Origin of the sequence: Bacillus sp. YBsi01, from assembly GCF_038406745.1 — a bacterium.
GTDB classification, from domain to species: Bacteria; Bacillota; Bacilli; order Bacillales; family Bacillaceae; genus Bacillus; species Bacillus siamensis.
The window spans coordinates 2,547,384-2,572,944 of record NZ_CP151679.1 but is presented as its reverse complement, the minus strand read 5'-3'; the positions used below and the strand labels follow the sequence as shown (position 1 = coordinate 2,572,944).

Here is a 25,561-nt window from a genome sequence, read left to right as displayed (position 1 = left end):
CTGGTTACAGTTTATAGTGCGGTTGAAAAAGAAATTGATTCATAATATACTTCCAAATGTACAGATTGGTTACCACTTATACCTTCTATACATACTATTGTCGATGAAGGAGATGTCAAGAGAATGCTTGATACTCAGCAAATTAAAGAAATTATTCCCCATCGCTATCCGTTTCTTCTGGTAGACAGAATTACGGAAGTCGAAGAAGGAAAACGGGCGGCGGGATATAAAAATGTGACGGCGAATGAAGATTTTTTTAACGGCCATTTTCCTGAGTACCCTGTTATGCCGGGCGTATTAATCGTAGAGGCTTTGGCGCAGGTCGGAGCTGTGGCGATGCTGATTAAAGAAGAAAACAGGGGCAGACTCGCGTTTTTTGCGGGGATTGATAACTGCCGTTTCAAAAAGCAGGTAAAACCGGGTGACAAGCTGGAGCTTGAAGTGGACATTACACGTGCACGCGGTACGATCGGACGCGGCAAAGGCGTTGCCAAAGTTGACGGCGAGCTCGTGTGTGAAGCCGAATTAACCTTTGCACTCGGAGAATAAAAATAAACAAATGGGCTTATAAAAAAGCCCATTTCGTGTAGAAAGGGGTGAATGTAATGTGGTCAGAATTTAAAAGCTTTGCGATGAAGGGCAATATCATGGATCTGGCAATCGGTGTTGTCATCGGCGGCGCTTTCGGGAAAATCGTGACGTCACTCGTTGAAGATATCATTATGCCGCTTGTCGGTCTTCTTCTTGGCGGCCTTGATTTTTCAGGACTGGCAGTGACATTCGGCGACGCCCATATCAAGTACGGAAGCTTTATACAAACGATTGTGAACTTCTTCATTATTTCATTTTCTATTTTTATCGTGATTCGCACATTAGGCAAGCTGAGACGTAAAAAAGAAGCTGAAGAAGAGGCGGAAGAAGCCGAAGAAACAGATCAGCAGACAGAACTGCTGACTGAAATCAGAGATCTGCTGAAACAGCGGGCGCATCACAATGACTAGGGCATAAAAAAAGGCTGGATGATTAACGTCCGGCCTTTTTCATGATTATAATTTTTGTTTGAACGCTTCAATCAGCCGGCTGCCTGAGTATCCTTCTTTCACGAGCGACTCCAGAATGCTTTCTGATCCGGGGTGATTTCTTGACACCATTTGACCGTAAATTAAAACTTGTATACTCTTTTCCAGCTCGACGATATTTTTGATGCTTCCCGTCAGCTGGGCGGGACGGTTGCTTTTTTTCGTAATCGTTACAAACACCTTCGCTTCTTTCTGGCTTTTCATCAGCATGTCAAAAAAAGAAAAGTGTTCGGCCGGGACCAGAGCTTCAATTAACCAATGGTTTTCACCGTCTTCTTTATTGATAATCAATCCGTCTAAAAGGGGAAACTGTTCAATCGGCCGATCGTCTTTATCTAAACGTTCCACATTCAGATCAACCAGTTTAAAGGTTTTCATCTCTATTTTCACCCCTGTTGTCCATGTTTTTTCGTTCATTTATTATAACACATATCACTTTTTCCGGGAAAATGCTGTAAGACATGCTTCATCATTTTTGTAGGCGGTCAACATTTAATCATTTCTATTTTTTCATTATAATGTAAAAGAATATAGTCATGGAGAGATGCTTATGAATCAATTGCGCCTGAAGGAAATTTATATAGAAGACGGCTTAAGGCGGGAAGACGATCATTCCTACTTAGTATCCAAAAAGGAAGAGTGCGAGGTGCATCTTAACAGAAGAGGGAATGTCGTCTTTTTGTATGAAACAAAAGACCGCATGGAACAGTATAAAATTCAGCTTTCACTGGCTGATAAAAAGCTGAGTTTTTACTGGTTCGCATGGGACGGCGGAAAGTTTGTCAGGATGTTTGAGAAAAACTGGCTTAAAACGAAACTTTTTTCGCGGCTGCTCAAAAATACATATTACATAAGCGGTCAAAAGAAAAAGTTTTTTTTATCTGAAAGAAAAGCGAAATCATAAGAGAGGCATAAACGGATAACGGTTTTTTCCGCTTTTTGCTTTCAGGAGCTCTTGTACTACAATGAAGCCACCCTCGAAAAGAGAGGAGGATACGGCTTGTTTAACCACGTGATGCTTGTCGGCCGGCTGACGAAAGACCCGGAGCTCCGTTTTACATCAGCGGGCATTGCCGTGGCTCATATTACCTTGGCTGTCAGCCGCAATTTTAAAAGCGCGTCAGGTGAAACCGGGACTGACTTTGTCAACTGCACCATTTGGAGAAAAAGCGCTGAAAACACGGCATTGTACTGTCAAAAAGGGTCATTGGTCGGTGTGAGCGGCAGAATCCAGACGAGAAGCTATGAAAAGACAGACGGTGTAAAAGTTTATGTGACCGAGGTCATGGCTGATACCGTTCGGTTTATGGATCAAAAACGGAAAGAGCCGCTTGCTGAATAACATGCTTTTTTCCTCTTTTTCCCGCCTTTTGGCGGGCCCCGCAATACCCCCTTCCTATACGCCAGTCGAAAGACTGGTTTTTTTGGTTCGGGATCTAAAAAATGGTTAAAAAGAAGTGATTTTGCTTATAAACACTTAAAATAATTGAATGTTTTAAGATAAAAACTTATAATTACTTACAGATAAGTGACGAAAAAAGGAATGAGGACGTGTATCAAGAAGAAAGACTGATTGCGATAATGGAATATTTGAAACAGCATCGGCGGATCACCGCTGAACAGATATGTTCGCTGCTTCATATTTCAAGAGACACCGCAAGACGGGACCTTGTCAAGCTGAAAGAGCGCGGGGCCATTATCAGAACACGGGGCGGCGCGATTCTGCCGTCTGTGCATCAGGAAGTGCCTGGCTATTCCGGCCGGCTGAAAACCGTTTCTGAAGAGAAAAATAAAATCGGCAGACTGGCCGCCTCCCTGATCCATAAAGGAGACCGGATCATCCTGGATACCTCCACAACCGTTCAGGCCTGCGCCGAACATTTAAATGTCACCGGCTGCACTGTTATTACAAATTCGATCAATCAGGCCGATATCCTCTCTGCAAAAGAGGGAATTGACATTCATCTGCTCGGCGGAAAGCTGCAAAAGGAACACCGATTTTTATACGGCGCTTCTGTGGTAGAAAAACTGGGGGATTATCACGCCGATAAGGTGCTGATCGGCGTTGTCGGCATCTCGGAAAACGGTCTGACGATACCGCATGAAGAAGACGGCATGGTCAAGCGTAAAATGATCCGGCAGGCGGAACAGGTGATTGCGCTGAGCGATCATTCCAAGCTTGGCCGTACGAGTTTTTATCAATATGCAGACCTGCACGAGGTTGACCTGCTGATCACCGATCGGCTGCCTGATCAGGATTTTTGCGATCTGCTCGACCGGCACGGCGTAGAATTGCTTGTAACTGATTCTGAAGAAGAGGATGAGGACATGTGAAACTGATTGCCATAGATCTGGACGGCACACTGCTGAACAGCAGTCATCAAGTAAGCGATGAAAACGAGCGGGCTTTAAGAGAAGCCCGGCAAGCGGGAATTGAAATCGTGGTGTCCACGGGACGCGCGCATTTTGACGTGCACTCCATATTCGAACCGCTCGGCATAAAAACTTGGATTATCAGCGCAAACGGAGCCGCCATTCATGCTCCTGACGGCAGCCTGTACCATTGTGATGCGATTGAAGAAACAAGGGCCCGGGGGATTTTGTCCTGGCTTGAAGAGAACCAATATTACTATGAGGTGTTTACAAACAAAGCCATCTATACGCCTGAAACCGGCAGGGAGCTGCTCGAGATCGAAATGGATCGGGTAAAAAGCGCCAATCCGGAAACCGACCTTTCTATTTTGGAGCAGGCGGCTTCTGTGCAATACAGCCAGTCAGGCTTTGCTTACATTCAATCATACCGTGAGCTCTTTGAGAAAGAAGAACGTCTGGATTTTTACAACATTCTCGGGTTTTCGTTTGATGAGCGGAAGCTGAAAGCGGGCTGGGACCGATTCAGTGATCAGAAAGACCTCACCCTTGTCAGCTCTGCCGATCACAATTTTGAACTGTCGTCGCGACATGCTTCTAAAGGGCAGGCGCTTAAACGGCTGGCGCAAAAGCTCGGCATTCCGATGGCTGAAACCGCAGCGGTCGGTGACAGCTTAAATGATTACTCAATGCTTCAGGCGGCCGGAAAAGGCATAGCGATGGGAAATGCGAGAGAAGATATTAAAGAGATCGCTGACGCCGTTACATTGACAAATGATCAAAACGGCGTTGCGCATATGATCAGGAATTTACTTTAAAAGGTTTGGCGATACTGTTCACGACTGGCGTGACGCATTCATGGCAAATGCGGCGTAACAGTAAGGACGGCATTTTAAAAGACCGGCTCTTCCGAGAGAGCCGGCCTTTTTGCGTTTAATGTGATTGCGCCGATGCGCTGAGGGTGAATAATTCTTCAAGCTCATCGGATGACAGCTCGGTAATCCAATTTTCACTTTGGATAATCTGATCGTTCAGCGTTTGTTTCGTTTCGAGCATGGCATCAATTTTTTCTTCAATCGTTCCCGTCGTAATTAATTTGTGCACGTGGACGAACCGCTCCTGGCCGATTCGGTAGGCGCGGTCGGTCGCCTGGTTTTCCACCGCCGGATTCCACCATCTGTCATAGTGAATGACGTGATTGGCAGCCGTCAGGTTCAGACCGGTTCCGCCCGCTTTCAGTGACAAAATCAGCGTCGGGTATTCTTTCTTCTGGAACCGTTCCACAAGGGAATCGCGTTCCTGCTTGGACAGGCTTCCGTTTAAAAACTGAACAGGCTCTCCGAATGTTTTTTCCAAGAGGCGCTTCATCATGTTGCCCATCTGAATGTATTGGGTGAAAATGAGGCAGCTTTCCCCTTGTCCGCGGATCGCCGCCATTAAGTCAAGCAGCTTTTCCAGTTTGACGGATCTCCCGTTTAACAGCTCTGTCTGTTCTTCCTTCAAATAGAGCGCAGGATGGTCGCATATTTGCTTCAGGCGGCCGAGCATGCTCAAAATCAGCGCTTTCCGCTGCATGCCGGTCAGAGAAGCCATATGTTCAAATGTATCTTTGACAAGCTGCTCATAAAGGGAGGCCTGTTCGGCCGAGAGCGGGATAAACTCTTTTTGTTCCAGCTTGTCAGGGAGATTAAGCGCCACTTCTTCATCCCGTTTTGTCCGGCGCAGTAAAAACGGCCGGATTAACTGCTGAAGCTGGTTGATTCTTTTTTCGTCACGGTCTTTTTCAATCGGCAGCACATAGCGTTTATGAAAGCCGGTCAGGCTGCCGAGATAGCCTTTGTTCATAAAATCAAAGATCGACCAAAGCTCTGTCAGGCGGTTTTCCATCGGTGTTCCGCTCAGCGCGATATGATGGACGCCTTTCAGCTTTCTGATCGCGCGGGACTGCTTCGTATGCGCGTTTTTAATATTTTGCGCTTCATCAAGGCAGATGGTGCTCCATGTCACGGAAGAAAGCTCTTCCTGATCGGCGTGCGAGAGGCCGTAAGAAGTAAGAACGACATCCGCGTCTTGATAGGCCGGGACAAATGCTTCCTCCTTCGGCCGGCGGGGTCCGTAATGAAGCATGGCCTTCAGCTGCGGCGCGAAGGTCTGGAGCTCACGCTGCCAGTTGCCGAGCACCGATGTCGGCGCAATGATTAAGGCAGGCGCTTTTTGCCGGCCGCTTTCTTTCACATGAAGAAAATAGGCGATCATCTGAATCGTCTTTCCAAGTCCCATATCATCTGCGAGACAGGCGCCGAAGCCGTTTTCCCGCAGGAAGAGAAGCCAGTTCATGCCGTACACCTGATAAGGGCGGAGCTGTCCCTGAAACGCGGCGCTGACTTCATGCTCCGGCAGATCCCGGGCATCCGTCAGTTTGCGGATCAGGCTTCTGAGCTGCTTTGATAATTCGATCTTGATCCCGGCAAATGCCGATGAGTCAATGATGTCCGTGTCCTCGGCTCCGTTTTCCCCGTGATCCATCAGTTCGCGCGCCAGCACGTCGGACATGTGGAGACCCTCAGATTCCGCTTTTTCCATCAGTTTTTTCATCTGTTTAATAAATTGCGGATCAATTTTCACCCATTGGCCGCGGATGTTGACGAGACGTCTGTTGTTTGCGACAAGCTCATTGAATTCATCCTCTGTCAGCTCAATTCCGTTTGTGGCGAATCTCCAGTTGAAATCAAGCAGGGCGTTCATGCCGACGAAGGACTCGCCCCGCGGGGAGGATGACACTTTTGCTTTGAGCATCATATTGCTTTCCCGGACAATCTGCCACCACGATGGAAGAAGAATCTCCACGCCCATATCGACAAGTGTCTCACTCGCTTCCGATAAGAAGATCCAAGCCTCTTCTTCAGAAATGAGCGTCGTTCCCGAATCAAATGAAAGCCAGGGAACCGTTCGGCGGAAGCGGTCCTGTTCACGCGCGATTTTTCCGCTGTATGCCTGCCACGCTTTTTTCAGCCCCTTCAGTCCGTCGAAAAAGGTGATGGCTCCGGTTTTTTTCTCGCGTAAAAACATTTCGATTTTCCAGTCGTCACCGTCAAAATCAGGCTCGTTTAATCGCAGCCCGACGGTAAACGGCGTCAGATCATCATTCCAGCCGATTCCCTCAAGAAAATCATCTTCGTCCAAAAAGGAGCCTTTAAACGTATGAACGGCCGGCGAACGGGTTTCGATCTGCTGCCATTTTTCCCGCAGGTCATCGTTGTACTGAATGTAGTCCTGAACCGCGGCCGAGAACCAGTCTGCCGTAAAGCCTTCCAGCAAAAGCTCGCGGTCTTTGAAGCGCAGGACGCCCTTTTGCCAAGCCTCATAATCCGGAAGAAAATCGCCGTCGGCTATAAATTCGTATATCGTCGAAGCCGCTTCGATTAATGGTTCCGTTTCCTTTGTCAGCTGAACGGTGCTGAATGAATTGAACGAGTTTTTTCCGAGCAGCTCGACGGTCATCCACGGGCTGAGCAGAACAGCCGGAGTGCCGATGAAGCTGACGTCTTCAAGAAACGTTCCGTAAAAGGTGGACTCATGCCATTGGAACAGATGAGTCTTCATCTGACTGAGCGTAAGCGGCTGTTCTTTCTCGTCATGGCTTGACAGCGTAAATGTCCAATCTTCCATTTGTTCTACATGAATGAAAAATTCCTTAAGACTCGCCATCAATCAACTTTCCTTTCTGCAATTCTTCTTGAAGGGCGCGCAGCCTCTTGTAGCTTGCGCTCAGCTGGCTGATATACCGCTCCCAAACCTGCTGTTTTTTTGCCTTTTTATAAAGCGTCCGCAGTTTTTTCAGATGGCGCGCAGCCTCTTTATAGGCGCTGCGGTTTTTTTGGTCGATAAAAAAGGCCGCCGCCCGGTGATAGGAGGGGATGAGCGCTTCCGGATCACTGGCGGCAATTTCCTTCAGGATGTCCTTTTCGATTTCCCAGACGGAAAAACCGACGAGGCTGTGAATCTCCACCCACTCCGCATACCGCCGTTTTTCGTACAGATACTGGCTGTATTCTGTAAAGGTATAGGGAAGGCAGCCGGAGGCAAACCGTTCAAACAGCTGATCATCCCGTGAGTGCCGCGCATAATCCGCCAGCAGCACAAACAGCTCTCCTATAATATCGCGCATTTCTTTAAACGGCTTATCAAGTTTCGTGTAGTTCACGGCAAGAGGTTCGATCTGACCGTACCATGTTTTCAGCCGTTTCCAGTCTTTTTTGGCGGTGAGCTCACTGAGCCATTGAAAGGTATAAGGCAGCGCTTCGGAAGGGAAGCGAGACATATCTTCAAAGACCGCTGCATCATCTTTTTGCAAAAAGGCCAAATGAAGCCGTCCGAACCGTACTTCCGGCGAAAAACGGCGGCCGCTTTCCTGTGCGAGAATCTCCTGTTCACGCGCGACCCATTTCGGCCGGTTCAAAAGCGAGCTCCAAACTTCACCGAATACCCGGAGGCGTTCGTATTGAAAAAGCTCCTCTTTCAGCAGAAGCCTGCGGATCACCGGAGGCGTCCGGTCCAAAAAGGGATCAAGCGAGAAAGACAAGGCATACGTTTTCAGTCTGTCAATGGAGGAGTAAATCGTATCCATCAGCTGTTCGACGTATGGATTGATGCTGTAATAATCTTTTTCGGCATCCAGTCTGCCTGACTCAATCAAAGTAAACATATGAAGCCAGACGGCAAGCGCCGAGTGAATCTGATATAAGCTTTTGAGCTCGGGTTTTTTCGGGGCATGTTTTTTGAGCGCTGACAAATAGCCGTAATAAAGCCCCTGCATCGTCTGGCTTCCGGCCGGCGTCCGCGCCTCCCACAGTGAGAATTCCGAATCAAAAAAAGCGAGCCAGCTTGACAGCGACTCTTCATTCGGCAGCACTTTTTCCTGAAACTGCCGGCGGACAAGCTCCCTGCTTTCCTCAAGCTTTTCTCTTTCCAGCCAATGCTCGGTAAAGGAACCGACCCGTTCAAATTGGGCATATACGTAAAGAAAAACGGCCAGCACGTGGCGGCAGATCGCCTCAGACGGGCATGCGCAGCCGCTTTTCACCATGAAAAATAAGTTCAGCGTGACCCTTACAGGCACAACATCCTGCACATACGCGGAAATCTCTGTCGGGGTTTGAACCTGTATACGATAGACGGAATCCTGCCGATATAAAATGAGTGCTTTCTTCATCAGCTGAACATTGTCTTCATTGTAAGGAAGAAGTTCTTTAAGCTGTTCAGCCGCTGCGAGCACATCTTCTTTAGCAATCATATCCTGAAGCATGATTATCGCTCCTAACGAGTCACAAAATAAAAAGATTCCAATTCCTCTATTATATCGCAACACATGGTCCGGAAAAAGTTTTTCCTAAAAAAGGACATAAAAACCCGAGTGTGTCGAATGATGTATTAGAGATTGCAAAACAGCACCCGACAGCATATAATAATCTTGTTTTCAATTTAATGGAAGCCGAAAGGAAACGAATGATGAAGAAAACGAAGTTAGATCAAGAGGAGTTTCTGAAGATTTTAATGCATGCGCACGACATCGGTGAGCAGTCCTCTGAGATGACCACTAAAGAAATGCTTGAGAATTTGATTTCTCATATTAAAAATGGATATGCAACATAAAGTCCCGCGGGCTCTTGACCGCGGGATTTTTTATTGTTCCTGTGATAACAGCGTATAAAGCGCTTACAAAAATAAACCGAATAGAAGTGTTTGTGTATTTTTGTCGAATATTGTCATTTGAAAAGGTTAGAAATGACAGTTCAAATCTGTATAATCGTAATTGGAAAAGTTCATTGGAGGGAATAGGAATACACGGAAAGTGATATGGAGGTTATATGGGAGAATCCGCAAGCATAAAAGAAATATTCGCAATACTGAGAAAGCGTCTGCTGTTTATACTTATTATCACCGCGGCGGCATCTGCCGCAGGCGGACTCATCAGTTTCTTCGCTCTTACGCCGGTCTATGAAAATTCAACGCAAATTTTGGTCAGTCAATCCAAAAACAATCAAAAAGAAGTCCAATTCAATGACGTTCAAACCAACCTCCAATTAATCAACACGTATAATGTCATCATCAAAAGCCCGGTCATCCTCGATGAGGTGATTAAAGAGCTGAATCTGTCCATGACTTCGAAAGAGCTGGAATCGAAAATCACGGTATCCAGCGAGCAGGATTCACAAGTCGTGACGATCGCCGTGCGGGATACGGATGCAAAGCGGGCCGCCGTTATGGCAAATACGGTTGCAGCCGTTTTTCAGGACAAGATCACGGCCATCATGAACGTGGATAATGTCAGCATTCTTTCAAAGGCCGAAGCGGCGGACAGCCAGTCACCGGCAGAGCCTAACCGTAAGCTGAACATCGCGATTGCGTTTGCAGCCGGACTTTTGGGCGGAATCGGTCTCGCCTTTTTGCTGGAACATCTGGATAATACGATCAAATCGGAGGAACAGCTTGAATCGCTGCTCGGCATCCCGGTCTTAGGAACGGTTACTTCAATCAGCGCAAAAGACAGCGTTGCCAAAAACTTGAGGATGGCAGAAACCAAACAAGCGGGAGGCGGACAAGTTGACGCGTAAAAAAGACAAGCCGGCAAAACGAAGCGTGATTACGATGTCAGAGCCGAAGTCCATCAACTCAGAACAATATCGGACGATCCGTACAAACATTGAATTTTCTTCCGTCGATACGGAGGTGAAGTCCCTTTTAATCACATCCGCAGGTCCGGAAGAAGGAAAGTCGACTACCGCGGCCAATCTTGCCGTCGTATTTGCCCAGCAGGGGAAAAAAGTGCTTTTAATTGATGCGGATCTGCGCAAACCGACGGTTCATTTCACCTTCAAATTGGATAACGGAACCGGCTTAACGTCGCTGCTGTTACAACAGATTCCGTTTCAGAAAGCCGTCCTGCGGGCTGAGGAAGCCAATCTCGATATTTTAACGAGCGGGCCGATCCCGCCCAATCCGGCGGAGCTTTTATCGACGGGGGCCATGAGGGATCTTCTGTCAGAAGCAGCCCTCGTTTATGATAAGGTGATTTTAGACACGCCTCCCGTTTTGGCCGTAGCCGATACGAAAATATTAGGCAGCTATACTGACGGGGCCATTATGGTGATTTCAAGCGGGAAAACGGACAAGGAAAAAGCGGCCAAGGCGAAAGAAGCGCTCGATTATTGCCCGTGCAAGCTCCTCGGAGCCGTGATGAACGGAAAAAAACAAACGAAACACTCGGACTACGCCTATTATGGACAGTGATGTCATAATGGGCGCGGTCCATTCTTTTTAAGAAGGAGGGATTAAAATATGATAGATATCCATTGTCACATCCTTCCTTCCATAGACGACGGCGCGGCGGATGATACAGAAAGCCTCGAGATGGCGAGAGAAGCGGTCCGACAGGGAATTGATACGATCATTGCGACGCCGCATCACGTGAAATACCGCTATGACACGGACCGGCATACGGTCAAAGAAGCGGTCAGACTGTTAAACAAACGTTTGAATAAGGAAGGCATTCCGCTCACCGTTCTGCCCGGCCAGGAAATCAGAACAGACGGAGATCTGCTGGCAGGTCTTCAAAGCGGCCCGCTTATCCCGCTCCATGATACAAAGTATGTGCTGGCGGAGTTTCCGGCCGATCATGTTCCGGCCTATGCCGAACGGCTATTTTATGAATTGCAGCTGAGGGGATATGTCCCTGTCATCGCCCACCCGGAGCGGAACAGAGAAATCCGCGAAAACCCGTCCGTCCTTTACAGTCTTGTAAAGAAAGGCGCTGCTGCCCAAGTGACGGCCGGCTGCCTTGCCGGAGCATTCGGTCGGAAAGCGAAGAGCTTTTCGCTGCAGCTTATTGAAGCGAATTTGATCCACTTTCTCGCATCTGACGCCCATAATCTCGGATCGAGAAATTTTTATTATCAGGAGGCGCTCGGTGTTCTGAAAAAAGAAGCCGGGGCAGAGCTGGTTTACATGCTTACGGAAAACGCTGCGCTTCTCGTTGAAAACAAAGCCGTTTATAAGGAACCTCCGCTGCCTGTGGCCCGCCGTAAGCGCTGGGGTCTTTTTTAACCATCTTCCCTACTCCGTTTAAATGAAGCATAAGCGGCTGTTTTGCAAGATGATCTTTTTATGCTTATGCTATAATCAGCGGCCGGCACCGTTTTTTCTATCATGACCGCAGGCTACCGGCATTCTGCCGGCGCCGGGATCATATGCTAATAACGGTAAGCTGCCCAGCAGCAATTTCTAAACGGTTGGGGGAACACGATGAAAATAACAGTGATCGGAACAGGCTACGTCGGTCTTGTGACAGGAGTGTCTCTTTCAGAAATCGGCCATGACGTAACATGTATAGATATTGACGAACGTAAGGTTGAGCAGATGAGAAAGGGAATATCCCCTATCTTTGAACCGGGCCTTGAAGATATGATGAAACGAAACATCGGCCGGCATCGGCTGGCCTTTGAAACGAGCTACGAAAAAGGGCTTGCGGAAGCAGAGGTTATTTTTATAGCGGTCGGAACGCCGCAAAAAGAAGACGGGCACGCAAACCTTACCTATATTGAAAATGTCGCCGAACGGATTGCCGAATCTATTTCTAAAGATGCGATCGTCGTGACAAAAAGCACGGTTCCCGTGGGAACGAATGACAGGATCAGCGAAGTTATTCATTCACGGCTGAAATCGGACGTAAATATTTCAATCGCCTCGAACCCGGAATTTCTCCGTGAAGGTTCGGCGATTCACGATACCTTTCACGGCGACCGCATCGTAATCGGAACTGAAGACCGGCAGACGGGAGAAACGCTTGACCGGGTTTTCGCGCCGTTTGCCATTCCGGTTTATCATACGGATATCAGAAGCGCCGAGATGATCAAATATGCATCGAACGCTTTTTTAGCGGCAAAGATCAGTTTTATTAATGAAATTTCTAATATATGTGAAAAAGTCGGTGCGGATGTGGAATCAGTCGCACACGGAATGGGATTGGATAAACGGATCGGCAATCAATTCTTAAGAGCCGGCATCGGCTACGGGGGTTCCTGCTTTCCGAAGGATACAAACGCCCTCGTGCAGATCGCGGGACATGTGGAGCATGATTTTGAATTGCTGAAGTCCGTCATTAAAGTCAACAATAACCAGCAGTCCATGCTGGTTGATAAAGTGCTGAACAGGCTCGGCGGAGTTACGGGAAAAACCATAGCGTTGTTAGGGCTGTCTTTTAAGCCGAATACTGATGATATGCGGGATGCGCCGTCCATTGTCATTGCGGATCGTCTGGCGGCTCTTGACGCCCGGATGACAGCGTACGATCCGATTGCTTCATTCCGGGCTTCCGAGCTGCTCCCGGCCGGGGTTTCCTATCGGGAGTCTATAGAAGAAGCGGTCAGGGGAGCTGATGCCGTGTTGATTTTGACAGACTGGGAAGATATTAAGCATTTTCCGCTTGAAGCCTACAAAGAGCTGATGGAAACTCCGGTTATTTTCGACGGGAGAAACTGCCACTCGCTTAAAGAAGCGGAGCAGGCGGGCGTGGAATATATCTCAATCGGAAGAAAAGCCGTCCTGCCTCAGACTGATTCTGTCACTTGAAAGGCCGGCCTCCGCGCCGGCCTTTATTATATTTATAATGATGATACACGGCAAAGGAGACGGTTATTGATAACCGGCTCCTTTTTTTAGGGAATTTATCATGGATATATAGAGGAGGTCTGTGAATGAACGTGCCGATTTCATGAGTCTTTTGGCGTTAATAAAGAGCACCTCGGCTGCTGAAAATAAGCCGTTTAACCTATTTAAGCTGCTTTCTGTCTATTTTAAAATATAATATATGGAAATATAGTATGGAAAAGTCTGTGCTTTTTGTACGACTTTTTGCGTAAGACGAGGTGAAAACAGATGAGCCATTCAAGCACATTAAGCCATATTAACAGCACAATCAGCCATAAACTGGGCGAGATCGAACACCAAATTGATAAATTAAAAGAAGCGAAGAGAGATATAGAATCTCTGCAGGAAGAGGGCGTGTCTGAAATCAAAGACATCCTCAGACCGCACTTGGATCATCATTGGACCGGCACTTTCGCTGAGGAATTTGATGAGCGGCGCGATCAGGCCCATACAGAGGCATACAGAATCGTTACAGACAAATACGACGGGTATATTTATCGGATCGGCTTAAAGATGACACAGCTTGAAATTGAAAAAGGAGGGCTCCTTGCCGCCAGAAGCATCGCGAGAGAAGCAGAGCACCTGCTGACGCTTGGTGAAGAAGCCCTTGACGCCGTGGGAGACAAAATACAATCAATCAAAAGAAGCTGGAGTTGGTTTTAATGACAGAAATAAAACTCAAATACGGAGCCGTCATGAAACAGCTTGAATCCGTCAGCAGCGCGCTGGAGGCCGTTTCGATCGGGAATGCGGGTTCAAACGGTAAAAACAAGCTTGACTATACCTCCAAGTACCACTCCCGCGAGGCAAAGCTTGTATCCATGATCAGCGAATATAAGCAAGCCGTTCATAAGAACATCGCGGACGTAAAAGACAACGTAGATTCCCTGAAAGAACAGGACGAGGCGATCGCCGTAAAATAACGAAAGAAAGGACTTGCCGATGAGCAAAGTGTTTGAATCACAATCGTTAACGGATGAAGCAGACAAGAGAAAGAAACAATACGAAGCTCTTGAAGAACAGCTGAATGCGCTCAAAAAAGCCTTTCAAGGCATGGCTGATCTGGGTGATGCTTTGAAAGGGAAAGGCGCAGACAATATAAAGGATTTCTTTCAGGGACAAGCGGAAATCGCCGATAGCTGGCTGACGCTTGTTTCTGCTCAAATTGCGTTTTTAAACGGCATTTCAGGTGATATTAAAGATCAAGAACTCAGCGATTCATATGTGGAGACTTCGTTTTTGGATCATGAGCTGCCCAACGCGGACTTGAAGGCTTCAGAGATTGTCTCCGCCCATAAAGCCGAAATCGACTCCATCTTGTCAGGCATCAGCGATATTATTCATCTCGACACGTATACGCTTGATGATTACGCAGATAAAATGGGCGATGCCCAGAAAACCAGACGTGACACGATCACGGCAGTCGATAAACTTGATGAATCTCTGACCACTGAATATCAAAATTTAGAATCTCTGGACAACGCGGTTCTCAGCAAATATTCCGTTCTCATGCAAGCCACCAGCAACGGGAAAAGCGCATCCCCTATGTACTATGACAAAAAAGCCTTCCACAGCAATGAAATCTACAAAAGCGTCATTGAAGCAGAAAAGCAGGGAACGAACTATATTGATGCAAAAGCCCAGCAGGCCGAAGCAAGACGGCTTCAGGAAAAGGCTGAAAAAGAAGCCAATAAACCATGGTACGAGAAAACATGGGACGGTATCTGCAACTTTACCGGAGAAGTCACTGGCTATTATGATTATAAAAGAGCAGCCGAAGGCGTTGATCCGGTGACCGGAGAAAAACTCTCCACCGCAGAACGTGTGACAGCAGGAGCAATGGCCGCCGCCGGATTCATACCGGTCGTCGGGTGGGCGGGCCGCGCTTTCAAAGGCGGAAAAGCCATCTACAAAACCGGAAAAACCGTCATGGCCGCAGAACACGCTTTAGACATCTATAAAACCGGAAAATCCTTAGACATTCTCAAAATGACAGAAATGGGCGCATACGGCCTCGTCGCCTCAAACGGTTTTTCAGAAGCCGTCACAGGACGGGATATGTTCGGAAACAAAGTGTCTGAGGAGAAGCGGAAAACGGGTGCACTGGAAGCGGCGTTGAGTTTGGTTGGTGCTGGTGTATTGGCGAAGCATGTAAACAAAGGCATCCCGCTTGCAAAATCGCCACAAACAGCAAAAGTTGAAAAAGGGAAAAAGATTCTAGACCAAGTAAAAGAATTCAAAGTCCCAACGAATGTAAAAATTCGCGTCCACAAGACTGTCACACCGGATGGCGCAACTTTCCCAATCATTCATGCTGATGTGAAAACCAAAGCTGTGAAAGATCTTGGGATTGTGAAGATGGCGGGCAGTGGTAACAGTGGAGGCACTGCCACAAGATTAATTCCAGGGACCCCAGGCAAGGTTACAGGAGGGAGTTCAACTAAATTAGGTAAAAATATGTTTGAGCAAATGGGACTTCCACGTTCAACAAAACGTACTCCATATCAGGCTCAACATATTATACCGAAGGAGTTTCGAAGTCATCCTGTTTTGAAGAAGTTAGGAATGGATATGGATGATGCTTCAAATGGTTTTTTCTTACGGGTGCCGGATGATGATATAAGTGCTACTTCACGGCATAAAGGATATCATTCAGTTTATAGCAGTTTTGTGAGAAAAAAATTAGATGAGATCGATCTTAACCAAAGTATAGACGTCATTGAAAAACAGGTATATGGTTTACAACAAAAATTAAGGGAATTACAAGAAAAAGGGCTGCCTCTTTATATGAGAGATAATTATTTAGAAACAGAATTAAAGAAAATAAAGGAGAAAGGATTAGAAGCATATAAATTAGAAAGGAAAGAAGGTAGCGCCTCAAGAAAACCCGTTTGGAAAAGAGGCGGTGGGGCGACAGTTGATCTTTGGGAAAGGTGGTATAACAAATAATGAATTTTGGAAAATATCATGATCTAGTGGAAGAGGTAATTGAATTTTCAAAAACCTTTAAGCCTATAAAATCAGTTAATGTATCTAATTTTACTAAAATAATTAATGACCAAGAAAAGGCTGAATACTTCGCTTATGAAGAAGTATATGGAGAAGACGAATATACATGGAAAGATATAAGGGAAATTGAAATGAGTGAGGTATGGGAGCGGTTTTACGAATTAGAAGATAGTCAAAAGCCGGAAAATATAGACACATTATTAGATACTTTTTCTGAAAGTATTAGAAGTGCTTCTACTGAATTCAATGCTTTTTTTGAGGACATAGTAGCTGACCTAAACAATTGTGCTATTAATAGAGCAATTAATGGTAATACAAATAATTTTTTTGAAAAAGTTTTTAAAATTTATAAAGCGGGTTACTTTCCGTGTGGTTGGGATGGTGACTATCCTAACGGGACTTTTATCGCCTTGGATAAAGCTTAAGAGTGAGAGGTTTTAAACGAAACGTCAGTCTATGGATTAAACCAAGGGCTGGCGTTTTTGTTTCTTATTGTATAAAGCATTTCAAAAGGAGGTTAACATTAAGAGTTGTCCTGTGTTACTGATATATTAGAATAATGAAGGAGAAACTGGATGGACAGAGACCATATTTCTCAATTGCTGCCATTAAAAATCTGTGATGGCTGGTCTGTAGTACTGAACAATTTAAGTTCAGAAAGAAGGATGCAAGAAAAATGTGAATTACTAATACTGCAAAATGAAAAACGAAAGGCCTTTATTAAGGTAATTTATGAAAATGATCAATACCATGTCATAGTAACGGGCTTAAAAACAGATAAGATTTATGAAGATGAATCTTTTGATGAGATAGAACAATTATTAGAAGAGTTAGAATATCAAATCTGGACTGTGGGAAGCGGGGTTTTAGAGGGTTTGCAGCCGCTAAGCCAACATGTTCCCAATTTCTTAAGGCTTAAGATACCGGCGGGTTGGACTGTTGATTATATTACATTAAAAGAAACTGATCCTAAAAATCTAGAGGAAAATGATGATGCTTGGTTATTTGACTTTAATCAAGATCTCCTGCAGATTTCTCATAAAACTAAAAGTTTGCTGCTTGATGTAGGGTGGTACCCAGAAGGGGATCCCACTGGAAGTTATGGCATTGAACTGATAAAAAACGAAGATTGGGAAAATCCTCTAGAAGATATGATGTGTACTGAACTTAAAGAATTACTTAAACAATTGGATCTTATTTTTATGAAAGAAATGAAAAATGAGTATTAATAAAAAAGCAGATGATACTATCTGCTTTTTTCAATGAAGCATATGGAGTCTTCGCTAGATCGAAACACAGGAAGATTGAGCGCGAAGACTATTTTAAGAGAGGAAAACAAGTGAAATGAAAATACATCAAATTCACGATTTTCATCTAAAAGATGAAGCGGATTTTATTCAAATACAACAATCCCTTATACATAAAATCAACCTATCCCCCGTCATCCCTCCAAACTCCGTCAACACCTGCGCAGGCGTCGACCTCGCCTATTGGGAGCAGGACGGGGAACCGTACGGGGTGTGCAGTATCATCGTGATTGACGCTGATACAAAAGAAGTCATTGAAAAGGTGCACAGTATGGGGAAAATCAGCGTACCGTATGTGTCCGGTTTTCTTGCGTTTCGCGAGCTGCCTTTGATCATCGAGGCGGCGAAAAAGCTGGAGACGGAGCCGGATGTCTTCTTGTTTGATGGCAACGGGTATCTGCATTACAATCATATGGGCGTTGCCACCCATGCGGCTTTTTTTCTGGGGAAGCCGACGATTGGGATTGCGAAAACCTATCTCAAAATCAAAGGATGCGATTTCGAGATGCCTGAAAATGAAGTCGGCGTATACACAGATATTATCATTGACGGCGAAGTATATGGCCGGGCGCTGAGGACGCGGCGGGATGTGAAGCCTATTTTCTTGTCTTGCGGACATAACATTGATTTAGAAAGCAGCTATCAGATCACGATGAGTTTGATCAATCATGAAAGCAGACTGCCGATCCCTGTCCGTCTGGCTGACCTTGAAACACATGTCTTGCGAACGTTTTATCGGAAAAATCACGTGTAACACTTGGGGCTTTAAGCCGTCAAGTGTTTTTTTGTATGCCTGGTGTCTGCTTTATTAAAAACCTTGTCGTCCTTGCGGATAAGGTTTCTATTTGAATGTTTTTCGCGTCAAATCGATAAAAGCCTTTAATGGTGCAGACATCCACTTGTCCTTATGCCATGCCAGTTGAGTAAAAACAGGGCATTCATTCTGCCAGTTGAGTTCTTTCATCCGTCCTTCGGCAATATCGTCTTTTACTGTCATTTCAGGCAATAGTCCAATTCCAAGTCCGGCCATCACGCATTGTTTGATGGCTTCTATGCTGACAAATTCTAATTTATTAGGGTAGACTCCGGCGTCTTGTAAAGTGTCCTCAAAGAGCGTGCGGTATGAGCAGCCGTCCTCTGTCAGCAGAAGGGTTTCGTTTTGAAGATCCTTCAATGTTACTGGTGAGTCTGCTGGAAAAGGATGGTCATTGGCGGCTACCATTTTGATCTCATCCTGAATCAGAGATTCAACGTGCAGTCCGTCTTCCGTTCGGTTCACATCTAAAATGAAGGTGATATCAAGCTGGCCCTGTAAGAGCTGTTCTTTCGCTTGTTCGTTGGAAATATACGGTTTGAATATGAGCTTTACTTGAGGAAAAGCCTGTTTGAATTCTTTTATGATAGGCGGAAGGCGATATGTGCACTGGCTTTCCGTCGCCCCGATTTTCAAGGTTCCGGTTGTTTCTCTTACTTGATTTGCGGCCATTTTTGCTTCTTCTGTTAACGCAATGATCTTCTCCGCATAGGATTTGAATGTTTTGCCGGCTTCTGTCAAGATAAGCCGCTTGCCGAGCCGTTCAAATAAAGGAGTCCCGATTTCTTCTTCAAGTGATTTGATCTGAGAGGTAACGCTTGATTGTGCATAGTTAAGCATCTTGGCGGTTAGGGTGAAGTTTACATGTTCTGCTGCGGTAATAAAGGTGATCAGCTGCTTCAATTCCATTTGATCTCGCCCTTTCTAAATCGGTTTTATCGATTGAAACAATCGAAATAATCATCTGTATTGATTGATGAATCCATTATATGATGAAGAAAATCATTCGTAAACAAAGGAGCAGATGCATCATGAAAATTGCGGTTATTAATGGCGGAACTCGGTCTGGCGGAAATACGGATATTCTTGCGGATAAAGCTGTTCAAGGATTCGATGCGGAGCACATTCATTTGCGGAAATATCAGATCCGGCCAATTGAAGATCTGCGCCACGCCCAAGGCGGCTTTCGTCCTGTTCAAGATGAATACGATTCTATTATTGAACGGATATTGCAGTGTGATATTCTCGTCTTTGCCACCCCAATTTATTGGTTTGGCATGTCAGGGACATTAAAGCTGTTTATTGATCGCTGGTCACAGACGTTGAGAGACCCGAGATTTCCTGATTTTATACAGCAAATGTCAGCGAAGCAGGCCTATGTAACAGCAGTGGGAGGAGACAATCCTAAACTAAAAGGGCTGCCGCTGATTCAGCAATTTGAACATATTTTTCATTTTATGGGGATGCCCTTTAAAGGCTATGTGCTGGGAGAAGGCAATCGTCCCGGTGATATTCTTCATGATCATCAGGCGCTGAACGCTGCGAGCAGCTTACTGAAAAGAAGCGATGCGATATGAAGTTTTTGCTGTCGGTCATTGCTGGCATGCTGATTCTTGCATTGTTTTTATTTTGGAAGGTCCAGCCTCCTGTTTGGATACAGGTTGAAACCAATTCGCCTCAGTTGAAGCAATCTGTGAGAATGGCAGGAACTACGCTGCAAGTCAAGCACATCATCAAGAGTGATGCAGGAGAAGAAACAGTTGTCATATCAAACGGCATTTCCGGGCCAAAATAAAAAAGCACCTGGACAGGTGCTTTTTTCTACAAATGAGGAACCACAAGGCCTCCATACAAAAACGCCGCGATAATCAGAAAGGCCGGATGCAGCTTGAATTTTGTCAGGGCAAGGAGAGAAATCCCCGCAATGACTAGTGATTGAATCCAGCCGATCGCTTTGATGCCGTCTGCGCCGATTTGCCACGTAAGAATGAGCATCATGACGGCGATGACGGGCTGGACGGACAGCGTCATGCCTTTGATGACGGATGATTGGCGGAAGCGCTGAATGATGCGAAGCAGCACGATCAATGCGAGCGCTGACGGTACGACGGTTGCGATCAGCGCAATCAGGAAGCCGGGCCATCCGCCTGCGCTGTAGCCTACATACGCGGCGATTTTAGTGGCGATCGGGCCGGGTAATGCGTTCGCAAGGGCGAGCATGTTTGAGAATTGGTCGTTTGAGAGCCAGCTGTATCTGTTGACGACTTCTTCAAACATGAGCGGAATAGACGCAGGGCCGCCGCCATATCCGAGTACATTTGCAATAAAAAACGCCATAAATAAATAGATCATCATCATGAAGCCGACATTCCTTTATCTTTTGAACGTTTATTTGTGATTTTGTCTTTTAATTTAAAATGAAACGCGCCGTATGCTAAGAAAATAATAATGACAAAGCCGGGATTGATCTGCAGCGTTTGCAGGCCGATAAAAGCGATGATAAAAAACAGGATGCCGGTGACCCAGCCGAAACCTTTTAGCGCTTTTTGGCCAAACTCGTACGCCATGATGCCGAGCATGACGGCGATAACCGGCGTGACGGCGCCAATCATGCCGGCAACAACCGCTGAGTGGCTTAACACATTTACAGCGGCAAACAAGCCTACCATCGTAAGGCATGTAGGCAGAATGTGGGCGAGGGCTGCCAAGATTGCGCCTAACGTGCCTTTCAGCTTGAAGCCCAAGTACGCGGCCATTTTTGTGGCAATCGGTCCGGGAAGCGCATTTGCGATCGCTAATATTTCTCCGAATTCATCATCATCTATCCATTTGTATTTATTGACGGCTTCATGGCGGATGAGCGGAATCACGGACGGGCCGCCCCCAAATCCGAGAATGCCTGTTCGCACCATTGCCGCCGTAATGTCCCAATAGGGGTTTTTCATTGCCGTGTCCTCCTTACAGCTTCATGCCCATTCTGCTTTTATACCGTTTAATCAGCATTTGGCAATCGACGCTGACGACGCCTTTTTGCGTATAGAGCCGTTTTGTCAAAAACTCTTCCATCTCCTGATCATTTGCGAAAATGCCGTGCATATGCAGCTTGCTCGGTCCGGTCATGTGATAAAGGCTTGTCACGGCCGGCTCCTTTTCAAGCTTTAACGCTGTTTCCTCCAAATACTGCGGCTCCACTTCCACATTAAAAAACACGGACACATGGCGGCCGATTTTCGCCGGGTTGATGACAGCGGTGAATTTTTCAATTACGCCGGCATCCATTAAATGCTGGATGCGGTGCTGAACCGCCACACGCGACAGATTAACCCGCTTTCCTAAGTCTGTATAGGAAATCCTCCCTTCCTCGTGCAAAATCGAGAGAATATGTTTATCCGTTTCATCAAGTACAAGGTTCGGAATGCTGTACTCATGTTCCAATCGGCTTCACCTTCCTTCATCTGGTAGACATTATTGTATCATGAAATCTTACGGTATGAAGGATAAATTTTTTAATTGTTTTCGTTACGTAATAAATATTGATTTTTTCTTAACGGAAAGAAAATAGTGTGTGAGATTTTCTCTCAGAAAAGTGGATGCCGTCGGTGCCGCTTTTTATACTTGAGAAAATTTGTAAAGGGGCTTGCCATGAATACTTCTACCATCGGAACGAAACAAATGGTCGTCAGTCCGCATTATCTTGCTTCCCAGGCGGGGGCCGGCATTCTTGAAAAGGGGGGAAACGCGTTTGATGCAGCGGTGGCGGTCAGCGCCTGCCTGGCAGTCGTTTATCCGCATATGACGGGGCTTGGCGGAGATTCATTTTGGCTTACATACCATCAAGAAACGGGGCGAATCAAAGCTTACAACGGGAGCGGCCGCTCAGGAAAACATGTGACGAGAGACTTGTATCGAGGCAGAGAAGCGATACCGATGCGAGGGACAGAAAGCGCCATTACCGTTCCGGGAATGGCGGACAGCTGGGATGCCGTGCTTTCGGCGTACGGGCGTCTTTCGCTCGCTGAGGTGCTGAAGCCCGCCCTTGATTATGCGGCAGACGGATTCCCGGTGTCCGCCGACCAGTGCGCCCACACAGAACGAAATCTCGCTCTTTTAGCCTCAACACCTTATACCTCAGCCATTTTTACGAGAAACAAAAAAGCGCCCATGCCTGGCGAGCGGTTTGTCCAGAAGGATCTGGCGGCCAGCTTGGAGCAGCTTGCCGAAAAAGGCAGGAGCGCTTTTTACGAAGGGGATATCGCCCAAAGCATCACATCATTTCTGCAAAACAACGGCGGCCGTCTGACGCTTGATGACTTCAAAGCCCATCGCGGCGAGTGGACGGACCCGGTATCCTCTGATTACCGCGGGTACCGCATCTATCAGGCTCCCCCGAATTCACAGGGGTTTACAGGCTTAATGACGCTCAATATATTGGAAAACTATGATTTTTCTAAGATCGAACACGGCTCCTTTGAATATTATCATCTGCTGATCGAGGCGCTGAAAAAGAGTTTTCAGCATCGGAATGAAGTGCTGACTGATCCGGCGTTTTCTCATATTCCGCTGGATCGGTTACTTGATAAACGGTATGCAAAGCAGCTGGCGGAAGACATCGGTTACACGGCTGCTCCGGCGGTAAGCCGTCCGGTCGGAAGCGACACTGCTTATGCCGCTGTCAGAGATGCGGAAGGAAATGCCGTTTCCTTTATACAGAGCCTTTATTTTGAGTTCGGATCAGCCGTTACGGCGGGGGAGACGGGCATTCTGCTGCAAAATCGCGGGTCATTTTTTTCGCTGGATGAATCTCATGTCAATACGCTCGAACCCGGCAAACGGACCTTCCACACCCTCATGCCGGCGATGGCCTGTAAAGAAGGGAAGCCGCACATCCTGTACGGCACCCAGGGAGGAGAAGGCCAGCCGCAAACTCAGACGGCGCTGATTACACGCATTATTGATTACAATATGGACCCGCAGCAGGCGGTCAGTGAGCCGCGCTGGGTGTGGGGGCGGACATGGGGAGAGGCGTATGAAGGGCTGAGGGTCGAAAGCCGGATCAGCCGTGAAACGAGAGAAGCATTAAAGCAAAGCGGCCACCGCGTCGAGACGGTTAGCGATTTTGACCGGATCATGGGACACGCGGCAGCGATCGTCATTGATGACGAAGGTTTTCTCCAAGGCGGGGCCGACCCGCGCGGCGACGGAGCGGCCGCAGGGGTTTAGAGCACGATCCGTTAACGGATGGAAAAATAAGTACGCCGAGTGCGGCAGATAGACCCGCGTAAAACGAATCGTACACATATTGCTTTTTCTCCCGCCGATGCCGCCGCTCCATTAAGCCGTCGCAGCAGAAAAGCATAGAAACAACTCCTGCAAATACGTACATTTCATTGAATAATGACACCGTTGCGATGCCCGAAATAAGCAGGGTGATTTCGATTAATCGATGTGTGCCGTTTATCGGCTTCTGCTTTTTAACAGGCTTTGGCAAATGGAGAACTTTGACGGCAAATACGTGAAACATAAGGCTGAGCAAAATAAATACGGCTGAAAAAATCAGTAACTGAATGAAATCCATCGTCTGCCCCCTAAAAACTTGTCATTCGTTTAGGACCTTGTAAGTTTCAATCTTTTATAAGACATTAGACTGAGTTAAACAGTCAACAGATAAAAAAAGACCCCTTTTAAAAGGGGTCTTTTTGACTAGTTTCTTCTATTATATTGGCTCCTGTTTCAGGTCGGGCGGACAAGCGTATATGTCTTCCCGAGTCTGGCGTATTCATTCCCCGCGAGCCTCGCCGCAGGCTGCAGTTCATCGGTCCGTATGTAGCCCTTATCGGCATCATATACTTGATCATTCAAATGAAAACAAACGACTCTGCCGATGATGAGATCTGTCGTCGTTTCCCCGCCGTCATTCTGGAACGGAAGGTGGCGTTCGAGTATACATTCAAACCTGACCTTCGCTTCTTTTATACCGGGAACGCTGATGCAGGTGCTGTCTGTCACGGAAAGGTCTGTCATGTCAAGCTCACTGACATCAGGGCCAAGCCTTGCCGCCGTTTTGTTAATGTCTTCAATGATGGACTCATCACTGACATGCACGACGAATTCCTGATGAGCGATTATGTTTCTCGCAGTGTCTTTCTGCTGTCCCTCCGCGCGGTTTACAGAAATGGCAAGAAGCGGCGGATCTGCGGAGACAACGTTATAAAAACTGAAGGGCGCCGCGTTTACGGCGCCGTTGATAGATGAACGCGTAGTGACAAATGCAATCGGCCGGGGAACTACTGTGCCCGAAAGCAATTTGTAGGTATCTTTCGCGTTTAATTCGTCTGCTCGTAAGATATGCATCATGTCAGCCGCCTTTCTTTTTCGTATGACCTGATTATACCGAAAGAAAATTCGGAAGCACAACAAAAGAAACCCGGATGCATATCTTATTTCGTGGCATATATCTGTTTGAGGAAAAAGGCTTCCGTTTAGCCGGCAGCCTATTTACAAGTGATATTAGGTTGTTGGGGGATTACTTCTTATAGTTTTTCTTTACAACCCAGACATTTCCATCTTTCCAATACTCTGTTTTGGTGCAGTAATCGTCTTTTTTATGGCTTTGTTTTTTATGAGAACGGTAAGGTTTTTTCTGAGTGCGTTTTTTCTTGCGGCGGCACGATTTTTTCTGACTGCGGGATTTTTTGTGAGAACGTGATTTTTTATCGCTGCGAGATTTTTTGTGGGAACGCGATTTTTTACGGCTGCGGGATTTTTTGTGAGAACGTGATTTTTTATCGCTGCGTGATTTTTTGTGGGAACGCGATTTTTTATGGCTGCGAGATTTTTTGTGAGAACGCGATTTTTTATGGCTGCGGGATCTTTTGTGAGAACGTGATTTTTTATCGCTGCGGGATCTTTTGTGAGAACGTGATTTTTTATGGCTGCGAGATTTTTTGTGAGAGCGGCATGATTTTTTATGGCTGCGAGATTTTTTGTGAGAACGTGATTTCTTGTGGCTGCGAGATTTTTTATTTTTGCGGGACTTTCTTTTCTTACTGCTTTTTGGTTCTTGGTACAAATAATCTTTCAATCCCTCGGTGCTTGCGGACTTTACTGCTTCTTCGATATCAGAATGGGAATAGTGGCCCATTTTGAAACCTCCTCTTGATATATGTTTTAAGGATGCGATCCTTACTACCACATAGTACGCATGGATAAAAAAAGTGTATGTGTGTTCCGCTGAGTTTTATTGAAAAAGCACAGCCTAAATTAATACAAGGAGGTTT

Annotated in this window: 29 protein-coding genes and 1 pseudogene; 20 read left to right on the top strand and 10 right to left on the bottom strand. The window is 46.4% G+C overall.

Annotated elements, in window-relative coordinates; translation table 11 throughout:
* Positions 1-123: 123 nt before the first annotated feature.
* Positions 124-549, top strand: a complete 426-nt coding sequence (gene fabZ / locus AADZ70_RS12865) for a 3-hydroxyacyl-ACP dehydratase FabZ (protein ID WP_003151242.1) — start codon at positions 124-126, stop codon at positions 547-549.
* A 56-nt stretch (positions 550-605) separates the two neighbouring features.
* Complete coding sequence (gene mscL / locus AADZ70_RS12860; protein WP_049627557.1) at positions 606-1,001, top strand: large conductance mechanosensitive channel protein MscL; 396 nt, start codon at positions 606-608, stop codon at positions 999-1,001.
* A gap of 45 nt (positions 1,002-1,046) precedes the next feature.
* Here mscL and AADZ70_RS12855 read toward each other — a convergent pair whose 3' ends face one another.
* Positions 1,047-1,457 carry a YwpF-like family protein gene (locus tag AADZ70_RS12855; protein WP_016937685.1) on the bottom strand — a complete coding sequence of 137 codons (411 nt, stop codon included), beginning with the start codon at positions 1,455-1,457 and terminating at the stop codon, positions 1,047-1,049.
* Between the two features lie 172 nt (positions 1,458-1,629).
* On the opposite strand from AADZ70_RS12855, the gene AADZ70_RS12850 reads away from it, so the two are divergent.
* The 4 genes from AADZ70_RS12850 to AADZ70_RS12835 all read left to right on the top strand — a co-directional run bounded on the left by AADZ70_RS12850 (position 1,630) and on the right by AADZ70_RS12835 (position 4,267).
* Complete coding sequence (locus AADZ70_RS12850) at positions 1,630-1,983, top strand: hypothetical protein (RefSeq protein ID WP_016937686.1); 354 nt, start codon at positions 1,630-1,632, stop codon at positions 1,981-1,983.
* Between the two features lie 96 nt (positions 1,984-2,079).
* Entirely contained in the window at positions 2,080-2,421 is a 342-nt protein-coding gene (ssb, locus tag AADZ70_RS12845; protein WP_045926379.1) for a single-stranded DNA-binding protein, read from the top strand.
* A 209-nt stretch (positions 2,422-2,630) separates the two neighbouring features.
* Complete coding sequence (locus tag AADZ70_RS12840; RefSeq protein WP_016937688.1) at positions 2,631-3,413, top strand: DeoR/GlpR family DNA-binding transcription regulator; 783 nt, start codon at positions 2,631-2,633, stop codon at positions 3,411-3,413.
* Complete coding sequence (locus tag AADZ70_RS12835) at positions 3,410-4,267, top strand: Cof-type HAD-IIB family hydrolase (protein WP_342007145.1); 858 nt, start codon at positions 3,410-3,412, stop codon at positions 4,265-4,267. The genes AADZ70_RS12840 and AADZ70_RS12835 overlap by 4 nt, the downstream gene beginning before the upstream one ends.
* A 115-nt stretch (positions 4,268-4,382) precedes the next feature.
* Here AADZ70_RS12835 and AADZ70_RS12830 read toward each other — a convergent pair whose 3' ends face one another.
* Together AADZ70_RS12830 and AADZ70_RS12825 are read right to left on the bottom strand one after the other, a co-directional pair.
* Positions 4,383-7,157 carry a DEAD/DEAH box helicase gene (locus AADZ70_RS12830; RefSeq protein ID WP_342007144.1) on the bottom strand — a complete coding sequence of 925 codons (2,775 nt, stop codon included), beginning with the start codon at positions 7,155-7,157 and terminating at the stop codon, positions 4,383-4,385.
* Positions 7,144-8,754, bottom strand: coding sequence for an SWIM zinc finger family protein (locus AADZ70_RS12825; protein WP_342007143.1), 1,611 nt, complete (start codon positions 8,752-8,754; stop codon positions 7,144-7,146). Before AADZ70_RS12825 ends, AADZ70_RS12830 begins: the two co-directional genes overlap by 14 nt.
* 203 nt (positions 8,755-8,957) lie before the next feature.
* Here AADZ70_RS12825 and AADZ70_RS12820 point away from each other — a divergent pair, with 203 nt between their 5' ends.
* The 11 genes from AADZ70_RS12820 (at position 8,958) to AADZ70_RS12770 (ending at position 18,224) form a co-directional block, all read left to right on the top strand.
* On the top strand, positions 8,958-9,101 hold the full coding sequence (locus AADZ70_RS12820; RefSeq protein WP_014471134.1) for a hypothetical protein: 144 nt from the start codon (positions 8,958-8,960) through the stop codon (positions 9,099-9,101).
* A gap of 215 nt (positions 9,102-9,316) precedes the next feature.
* Complete coding sequence (locus AADZ70_RS12815) at positions 9,317-10,063, top strand: Wzz/FepE/Etk N-terminal domain-containing protein (protein WP_016937692.1); 747 nt, start codon at positions 9,317-9,319, stop codon at positions 10,061-10,063.
* A 34-nt stretch (positions 10,064-10,097) separates the two neighbouring features.
* Positions 10,098-10,739, top strand: coding sequence for a CpsD/CapB family tyrosine-protein kinase (locus tag AADZ70_RS12810; protein ID WP_342008063.1), 642 nt, complete (start codon positions 10,098-10,100; stop codon positions 10,737-10,739).
* A gap of 48 nt (positions 10,740-10,787) precedes the next feature.
* Positions 10,788-11,552 (top strand): CpsB/CapC family capsule biosynthesis tyrosine phosphatase, encoded by a 765-nt coding sequence (locus AADZ70_RS12805; protein WP_016937694.1) that lies wholly within the window; start codon positions 10,788-10,790, stop codon positions 11,550-11,552.
* Positions 11,553-11,750: 198 nt separating this feature from the next.
* Positions 11,751-13,076: a UDP-glucose/GDP-mannose dehydrogenase family protein gene (locus AADZ70_RS12800; RefSeq protein ID WP_016937695.1), complete on the top strand. Its 1,326-nt coding sequence runs from the start codon at positions 11,751-11,753 to the stop codon at positions 13,074-13,076.
* A 306-nt stretch (positions 13,077-13,382) separates the two neighbouring features.
* Positions 13,383-13,817 carry a DUF5082 family protein gene (locus AADZ70_RS12795; protein ID WP_016937697.1) on the top strand — a complete coding sequence of 145 codons (435 nt, stop codon included), beginning with the start codon at positions 13,383-13,385 and terminating at the stop codon, positions 13,815-13,817.
* Positions 13,817-14,077 carry a YwqI/YxiC family protein gene (locus tag AADZ70_RS12790; protein WP_016937698.1) on the top strand — a complete coding sequence of 87 codons (261 nt, stop codon included), beginning with the start codon at positions 13,817-13,819 and terminating at the stop codon, positions 14,075-14,077. Before AADZ70_RS12795 ends, AADZ70_RS12790 begins: the two co-directional genes overlap by 1 nt.
* 19 nt (positions 14,078-14,096) lie before the next feature.
* Entirely contained in the window at positions 14,097-16,103 is a 2,007-nt protein-coding gene (locus tag AADZ70_RS12785) for a T7SS effector LXG polymorphic toxin (RefSeq protein WP_342007142.1), read from the top strand.
* Positions 16,103-16,588, top strand: coding sequence for a hypothetical protein (locus tag AADZ70_RS12780; protein ID WP_342007141.1), 486 nt, complete (start codon positions 16,103-16,105; stop codon positions 16,586-16,588). Before AADZ70_RS12785 ends, AADZ70_RS12780 begins: the two co-directional genes overlap by 1 nt.
* A gap of 150 nt (positions 16,589-16,738) precedes the next feature.
* A complete protein-coding gene (locus tag AADZ70_RS12775) occupies positions 16,739-17,392 on the top strand; it encodes a hypothetical protein (RefSeq protein WP_342007140.1) in 654 nt (217 codons plus the stop codon).
* 115 nt (positions 17,393-17,507) lie between these two features.
* A complete protein-coding gene (locus AADZ70_RS12770; RefSeq protein WP_342007139.1) occupies positions 17,508-18,224 on the top strand; it encodes an endonuclease V in 717 nt (238 codons plus the stop codon).
* 87 nt (positions 18,225-18,311) lie between these two features.
* On the opposite strand, the gene AADZ70_RS12765 is transcribed toward AADZ70_RS12770, so the two are convergent.
* Positions 18,312-19,193: a LysR family transcriptional regulator gene (locus AADZ70_RS12765; protein ID WP_342007138.1), complete on the bottom strand. Its 882-nt coding sequence runs from the start codon at positions 19,191-19,193 to the stop codon at positions 18,312-18,314.
* Between the two features lie 122 nt (positions 19,194-19,315).
* Here AADZ70_RS12765 and AADZ70_RS12760 point away from each other — a divergent pair, with 122 nt between their 5' ends.
* Both AADZ70_RS12760 and AADZ70_RS12755 read left to right on the top strand, forming a co-directional pair.
* Positions 19,316-19,861: a flavodoxin family protein gene (locus AADZ70_RS12760; RefSeq protein ID WP_064777940.1), complete on the top strand. Its 546-nt coding sequence runs from the start codon at positions 19,316-19,318 to the stop codon at positions 19,859-19,861.
* The gene (locus AADZ70_RS12755) at positions 19,858-20,079 is read left to right on the top strand and encodes a hypothetical protein (RefSeq protein WP_264819271.1); all 222 of its coding nucleotides are present in this window, start codon (positions 19,858-19,860) and stop codon (positions 20,077-20,079) included. The genes AADZ70_RS12760 and AADZ70_RS12755 overlap by 4 nt, the downstream gene beginning before the upstream one ends.
* A gap of 26 nt (positions 20,080-20,105) precedes the next feature.
* Here AADZ70_RS12755 and AADZ70_RS12750 read toward each other — a convergent pair whose 3' ends face one another.
* From AADZ70_RS12750 to AADZ70_RS12740, 3 genes are read right to left on the bottom strand one after another with little or no spacing between them, the layout of a single operon-like run.
* On the bottom strand, positions 20,106-20,642 hold the full coding sequence (locus AADZ70_RS12750) for a chromate transporter (RefSeq protein WP_264819270.1): 537 nt from the start codon (positions 20,640-20,642) through the stop codon (positions 20,106-20,108).
* The gene (gene chrB / locus AADZ70_RS12745) at positions 20,639-21,229 is read right to left on the bottom strand and encodes a chromate efflux transporter subunit ChrB (RefSeq protein WP_342007137.1); all 591 of its coding nucleotides are present in this window, start codon (positions 21,227-21,229) and stop codon (positions 20,639-20,641) included. The genes AADZ70_RS12750 and chrB overlap by 4 nt, the downstream gene beginning before the upstream one ends.
* A 13-nt stretch (positions 21,230-21,242) precedes the next feature.
* Positions 21,243-21,719: an Lrp/AsnC family transcriptional regulator gene (locus AADZ70_RS12740; RefSeq protein WP_016937711.1), complete on the bottom strand. Its 477-nt coding sequence runs from the start codon at positions 21,717-21,719 to the stop codon at positions 21,243-21,245.
* A gap of 207 nt (positions 21,720-21,926) precedes the next feature.
* Between AADZ70_RS12740 and ggt the strand changes: the two genes are divergently transcribed.
* A complete protein-coding gene (ggt, locus tag AADZ70_RS12735; protein ID WP_342007136.1) occupies positions 21,927-23,504 on the top strand; it encodes a gamma-glutamyltransferase in 1,578 nt (525 codons plus the stop codon).
* Between the two features lie 22 nt (positions 23,505-23,526).
* Here the strand turns inward: ggt and AADZ70_RS12730 are convergent.
* The 3 genes and pseudogenes from AADZ70_RS12730 to AADZ70_RS12720 all read right to left on the bottom strand — a co-directional run.
* A pseudogene (locus tag AADZ70_RS12730) lies at positions 23,527-23,859 on the bottom strand (DUF4181 domain-containing protein); the annotation flags it as partial.
* Between the two features lie 155 nt (positions 23,860-24,014).
* Positions 24,015-24,635, bottom strand: a complete 621-nt coding sequence (locus tag AADZ70_RS12725; RefSeq protein WP_342007135.1) for a flavin reductase family protein — start codon at positions 24,633-24,635, stop codon at positions 24,015-24,017.
* A 172-nt stretch (positions 24,636-24,807) separates the two neighbouring features.
* Positions 24,808-25,425 carry a spore gernimation protein GerQ gene (locus tag AADZ70_RS12720; RefSeq protein ID WP_342007134.1) on the bottom strand — a complete coding sequence of 206 codons (618 nt, stop codon included), beginning with the start codon at positions 25,423-25,425 and terminating at the stop codon, positions 24,808-24,810.
* Positions 25,426-25,561: the final 136 nt, after the last annotated feature.

Bases quoted from the DNA above. Each gene is read 5' to 3' on its own strand.
- fabZ (WP_003151242.1), top strand. From the start codon at position 124: ATGCTTGATACTCAGCAAATTAAAGAAATTATTCCCCATCGCTATCCG.
- mscL (WP_049627557.1), top strand. From the start codon at position 606: ATGTGGTCAGAATTTAAAAGCTTTGCGATGAAGGGCAATATCATGGAT.
- AADZ70_RS12855 (WP_016937685.1), bottom strand. From the start codon at position 1,457: ATGAAAACCTTTAAACTGGTTGATCTGAATGTGGAACGTTTAGATAAA.
- AADZ70_RS12850 (WP_016937686.1), top strand. From the start codon at position 1,630: ATGAATCAATTGCGCCTGAAGGAAATTTATATAGAAGACGGCTTAAGG.
- AADZ70_RS12830 (WP_342007144.1), bottom strand. From the start codon at position 7,157: ATGGCGAGTCTTAAGGAATTTTTCATTCATGTAGAACAAATGGAAGAT.
- AADZ70_RS12825 (WP_342007143.1), bottom strand. From the start codon at position 8,754: ATGCTTCAGGATATGATTGCTAAAGAAGATGTGCTCGCAGCGGCTGAA.
- AADZ70_RS12820 (WP_014471134.1), top strand. From the start codon at position 8,958: ATGAAGAAAACGAAGTTAGATCAAGAGGAGTTTCTGAAGATTTTAATG.
- AADZ70_RS12815 (WP_016937692.1), top strand. From the start codon at position 9,317: ATGGGAGAATCCGCAAGCATAAAAGAAATATTCGCAATACTGAGAAAG.
- AADZ70_RS12810 (WP_342008063.1), top strand. From the start codon at position 10,098: ATGTCAGAGCCGAAGTCCATCAACTCAGAACAATATCGGACGATCCGT.
- AADZ70_RS12805 (WP_016937694.1), top strand. From the start codon at position 10,788: ATGATAGATATCCATTGTCACATCCTTCCTTCCATAGACGACGGCGCG.
- AADZ70_RS12800 (WP_016937695.1), top strand. From the start codon at position 11,751: ATGAAAATAACAGTGATCGGAACAGGCTACGTCGGTCTTGTGACAGGA.
- AADZ70_RS12795 (WP_016937697.1), top strand. From the start codon at position 13,383: ATGAGCCATTCAAGCACATTAAGCCATATTAACAGCACAATCAGCCAT.
- AADZ70_RS12790 (WP_016937698.1), top strand. From the start codon at position 13,817: ATGACAGAAATAAAACTCAAATACGGAGCCGTCATGAAACAGCTTGAA.
- AADZ70_RS12785 (WP_342007142.1), top strand. From the start codon at position 14,097: ATGAGCAAAGTGTTTGAATCACAATCGTTAACGGATGAAGCAGACAAG.
- AADZ70_RS12780 (WP_342007141.1), top strand. From the start codon at position 16,103: ATGAATTTTGGAAAATATCATGATCTAGTGGAAGAGGTAATTGAATTT.
- AADZ70_RS12775 (WP_342007140.1), top strand. From the start codon at position 16,739: ATGGACAGAGACCATATTTCTCAATTGCTGCCATTAAAAATCTGTGAT.
- AADZ70_RS12770 (WP_342007139.1), top strand. From the start codon at position 17,508: ATGAAAATACATCAAATTCACGATTTTCATCTAAAAGATGAAGCGGAT.
- AADZ70_RS12765 (WP_342007138.1), bottom strand. From the start codon at position 19,193: ATGGAATTGAAGCAGCTGATCACCTTTATTACCGCAGCAGAACATGTA.
- AADZ70_RS12760 (WP_064777940.1), top strand. From the start codon at position 19,316: ATGAAAATTGCGGTTATTAATGGCGGAACTCGGTCTGGCGGAAATACG.
- AADZ70_RS12755 (WP_264819271.1), top strand. From the start codon at position 19,858: ATGAAGTTTTTGCTGTCGGTCATTGCTGGCATGCTGATTCTTGCATTG.
- AADZ70_RS12750 (WP_264819270.1), bottom strand. From the start codon at position 20,642: ATGATGATGATCTATTTATTTATGGCGTTTTTTATTGCAAATGTACTC.
- chrB (WP_342007137.1), bottom strand. From the start codon at position 21,229: ATGAAAAACCCCTATTGGGACATTACGGCGGCAATGGTGCGAACAGGC.
- ggt (WP_342007136.1), top strand. From the start codon at position 21,927: ATGAATACTTCTACCATCGGAACGAAACAAATGGTCGTCAGTCCGCAT.
- AADZ70_RS12725 (WP_342007135.1), bottom strand. From the start codon at position 24,635: ATGCATATCTTACGAGCAGACGAATTAAACGCGAAAGATACCTACAAA.
- AADZ70_RS12720 (WP_342007134.1), bottom strand. From the start codon at position 25,425: ATGGGCCACTATTCCCATTCTGATATCGAAGAAGCAGTAAAGTCCGCA.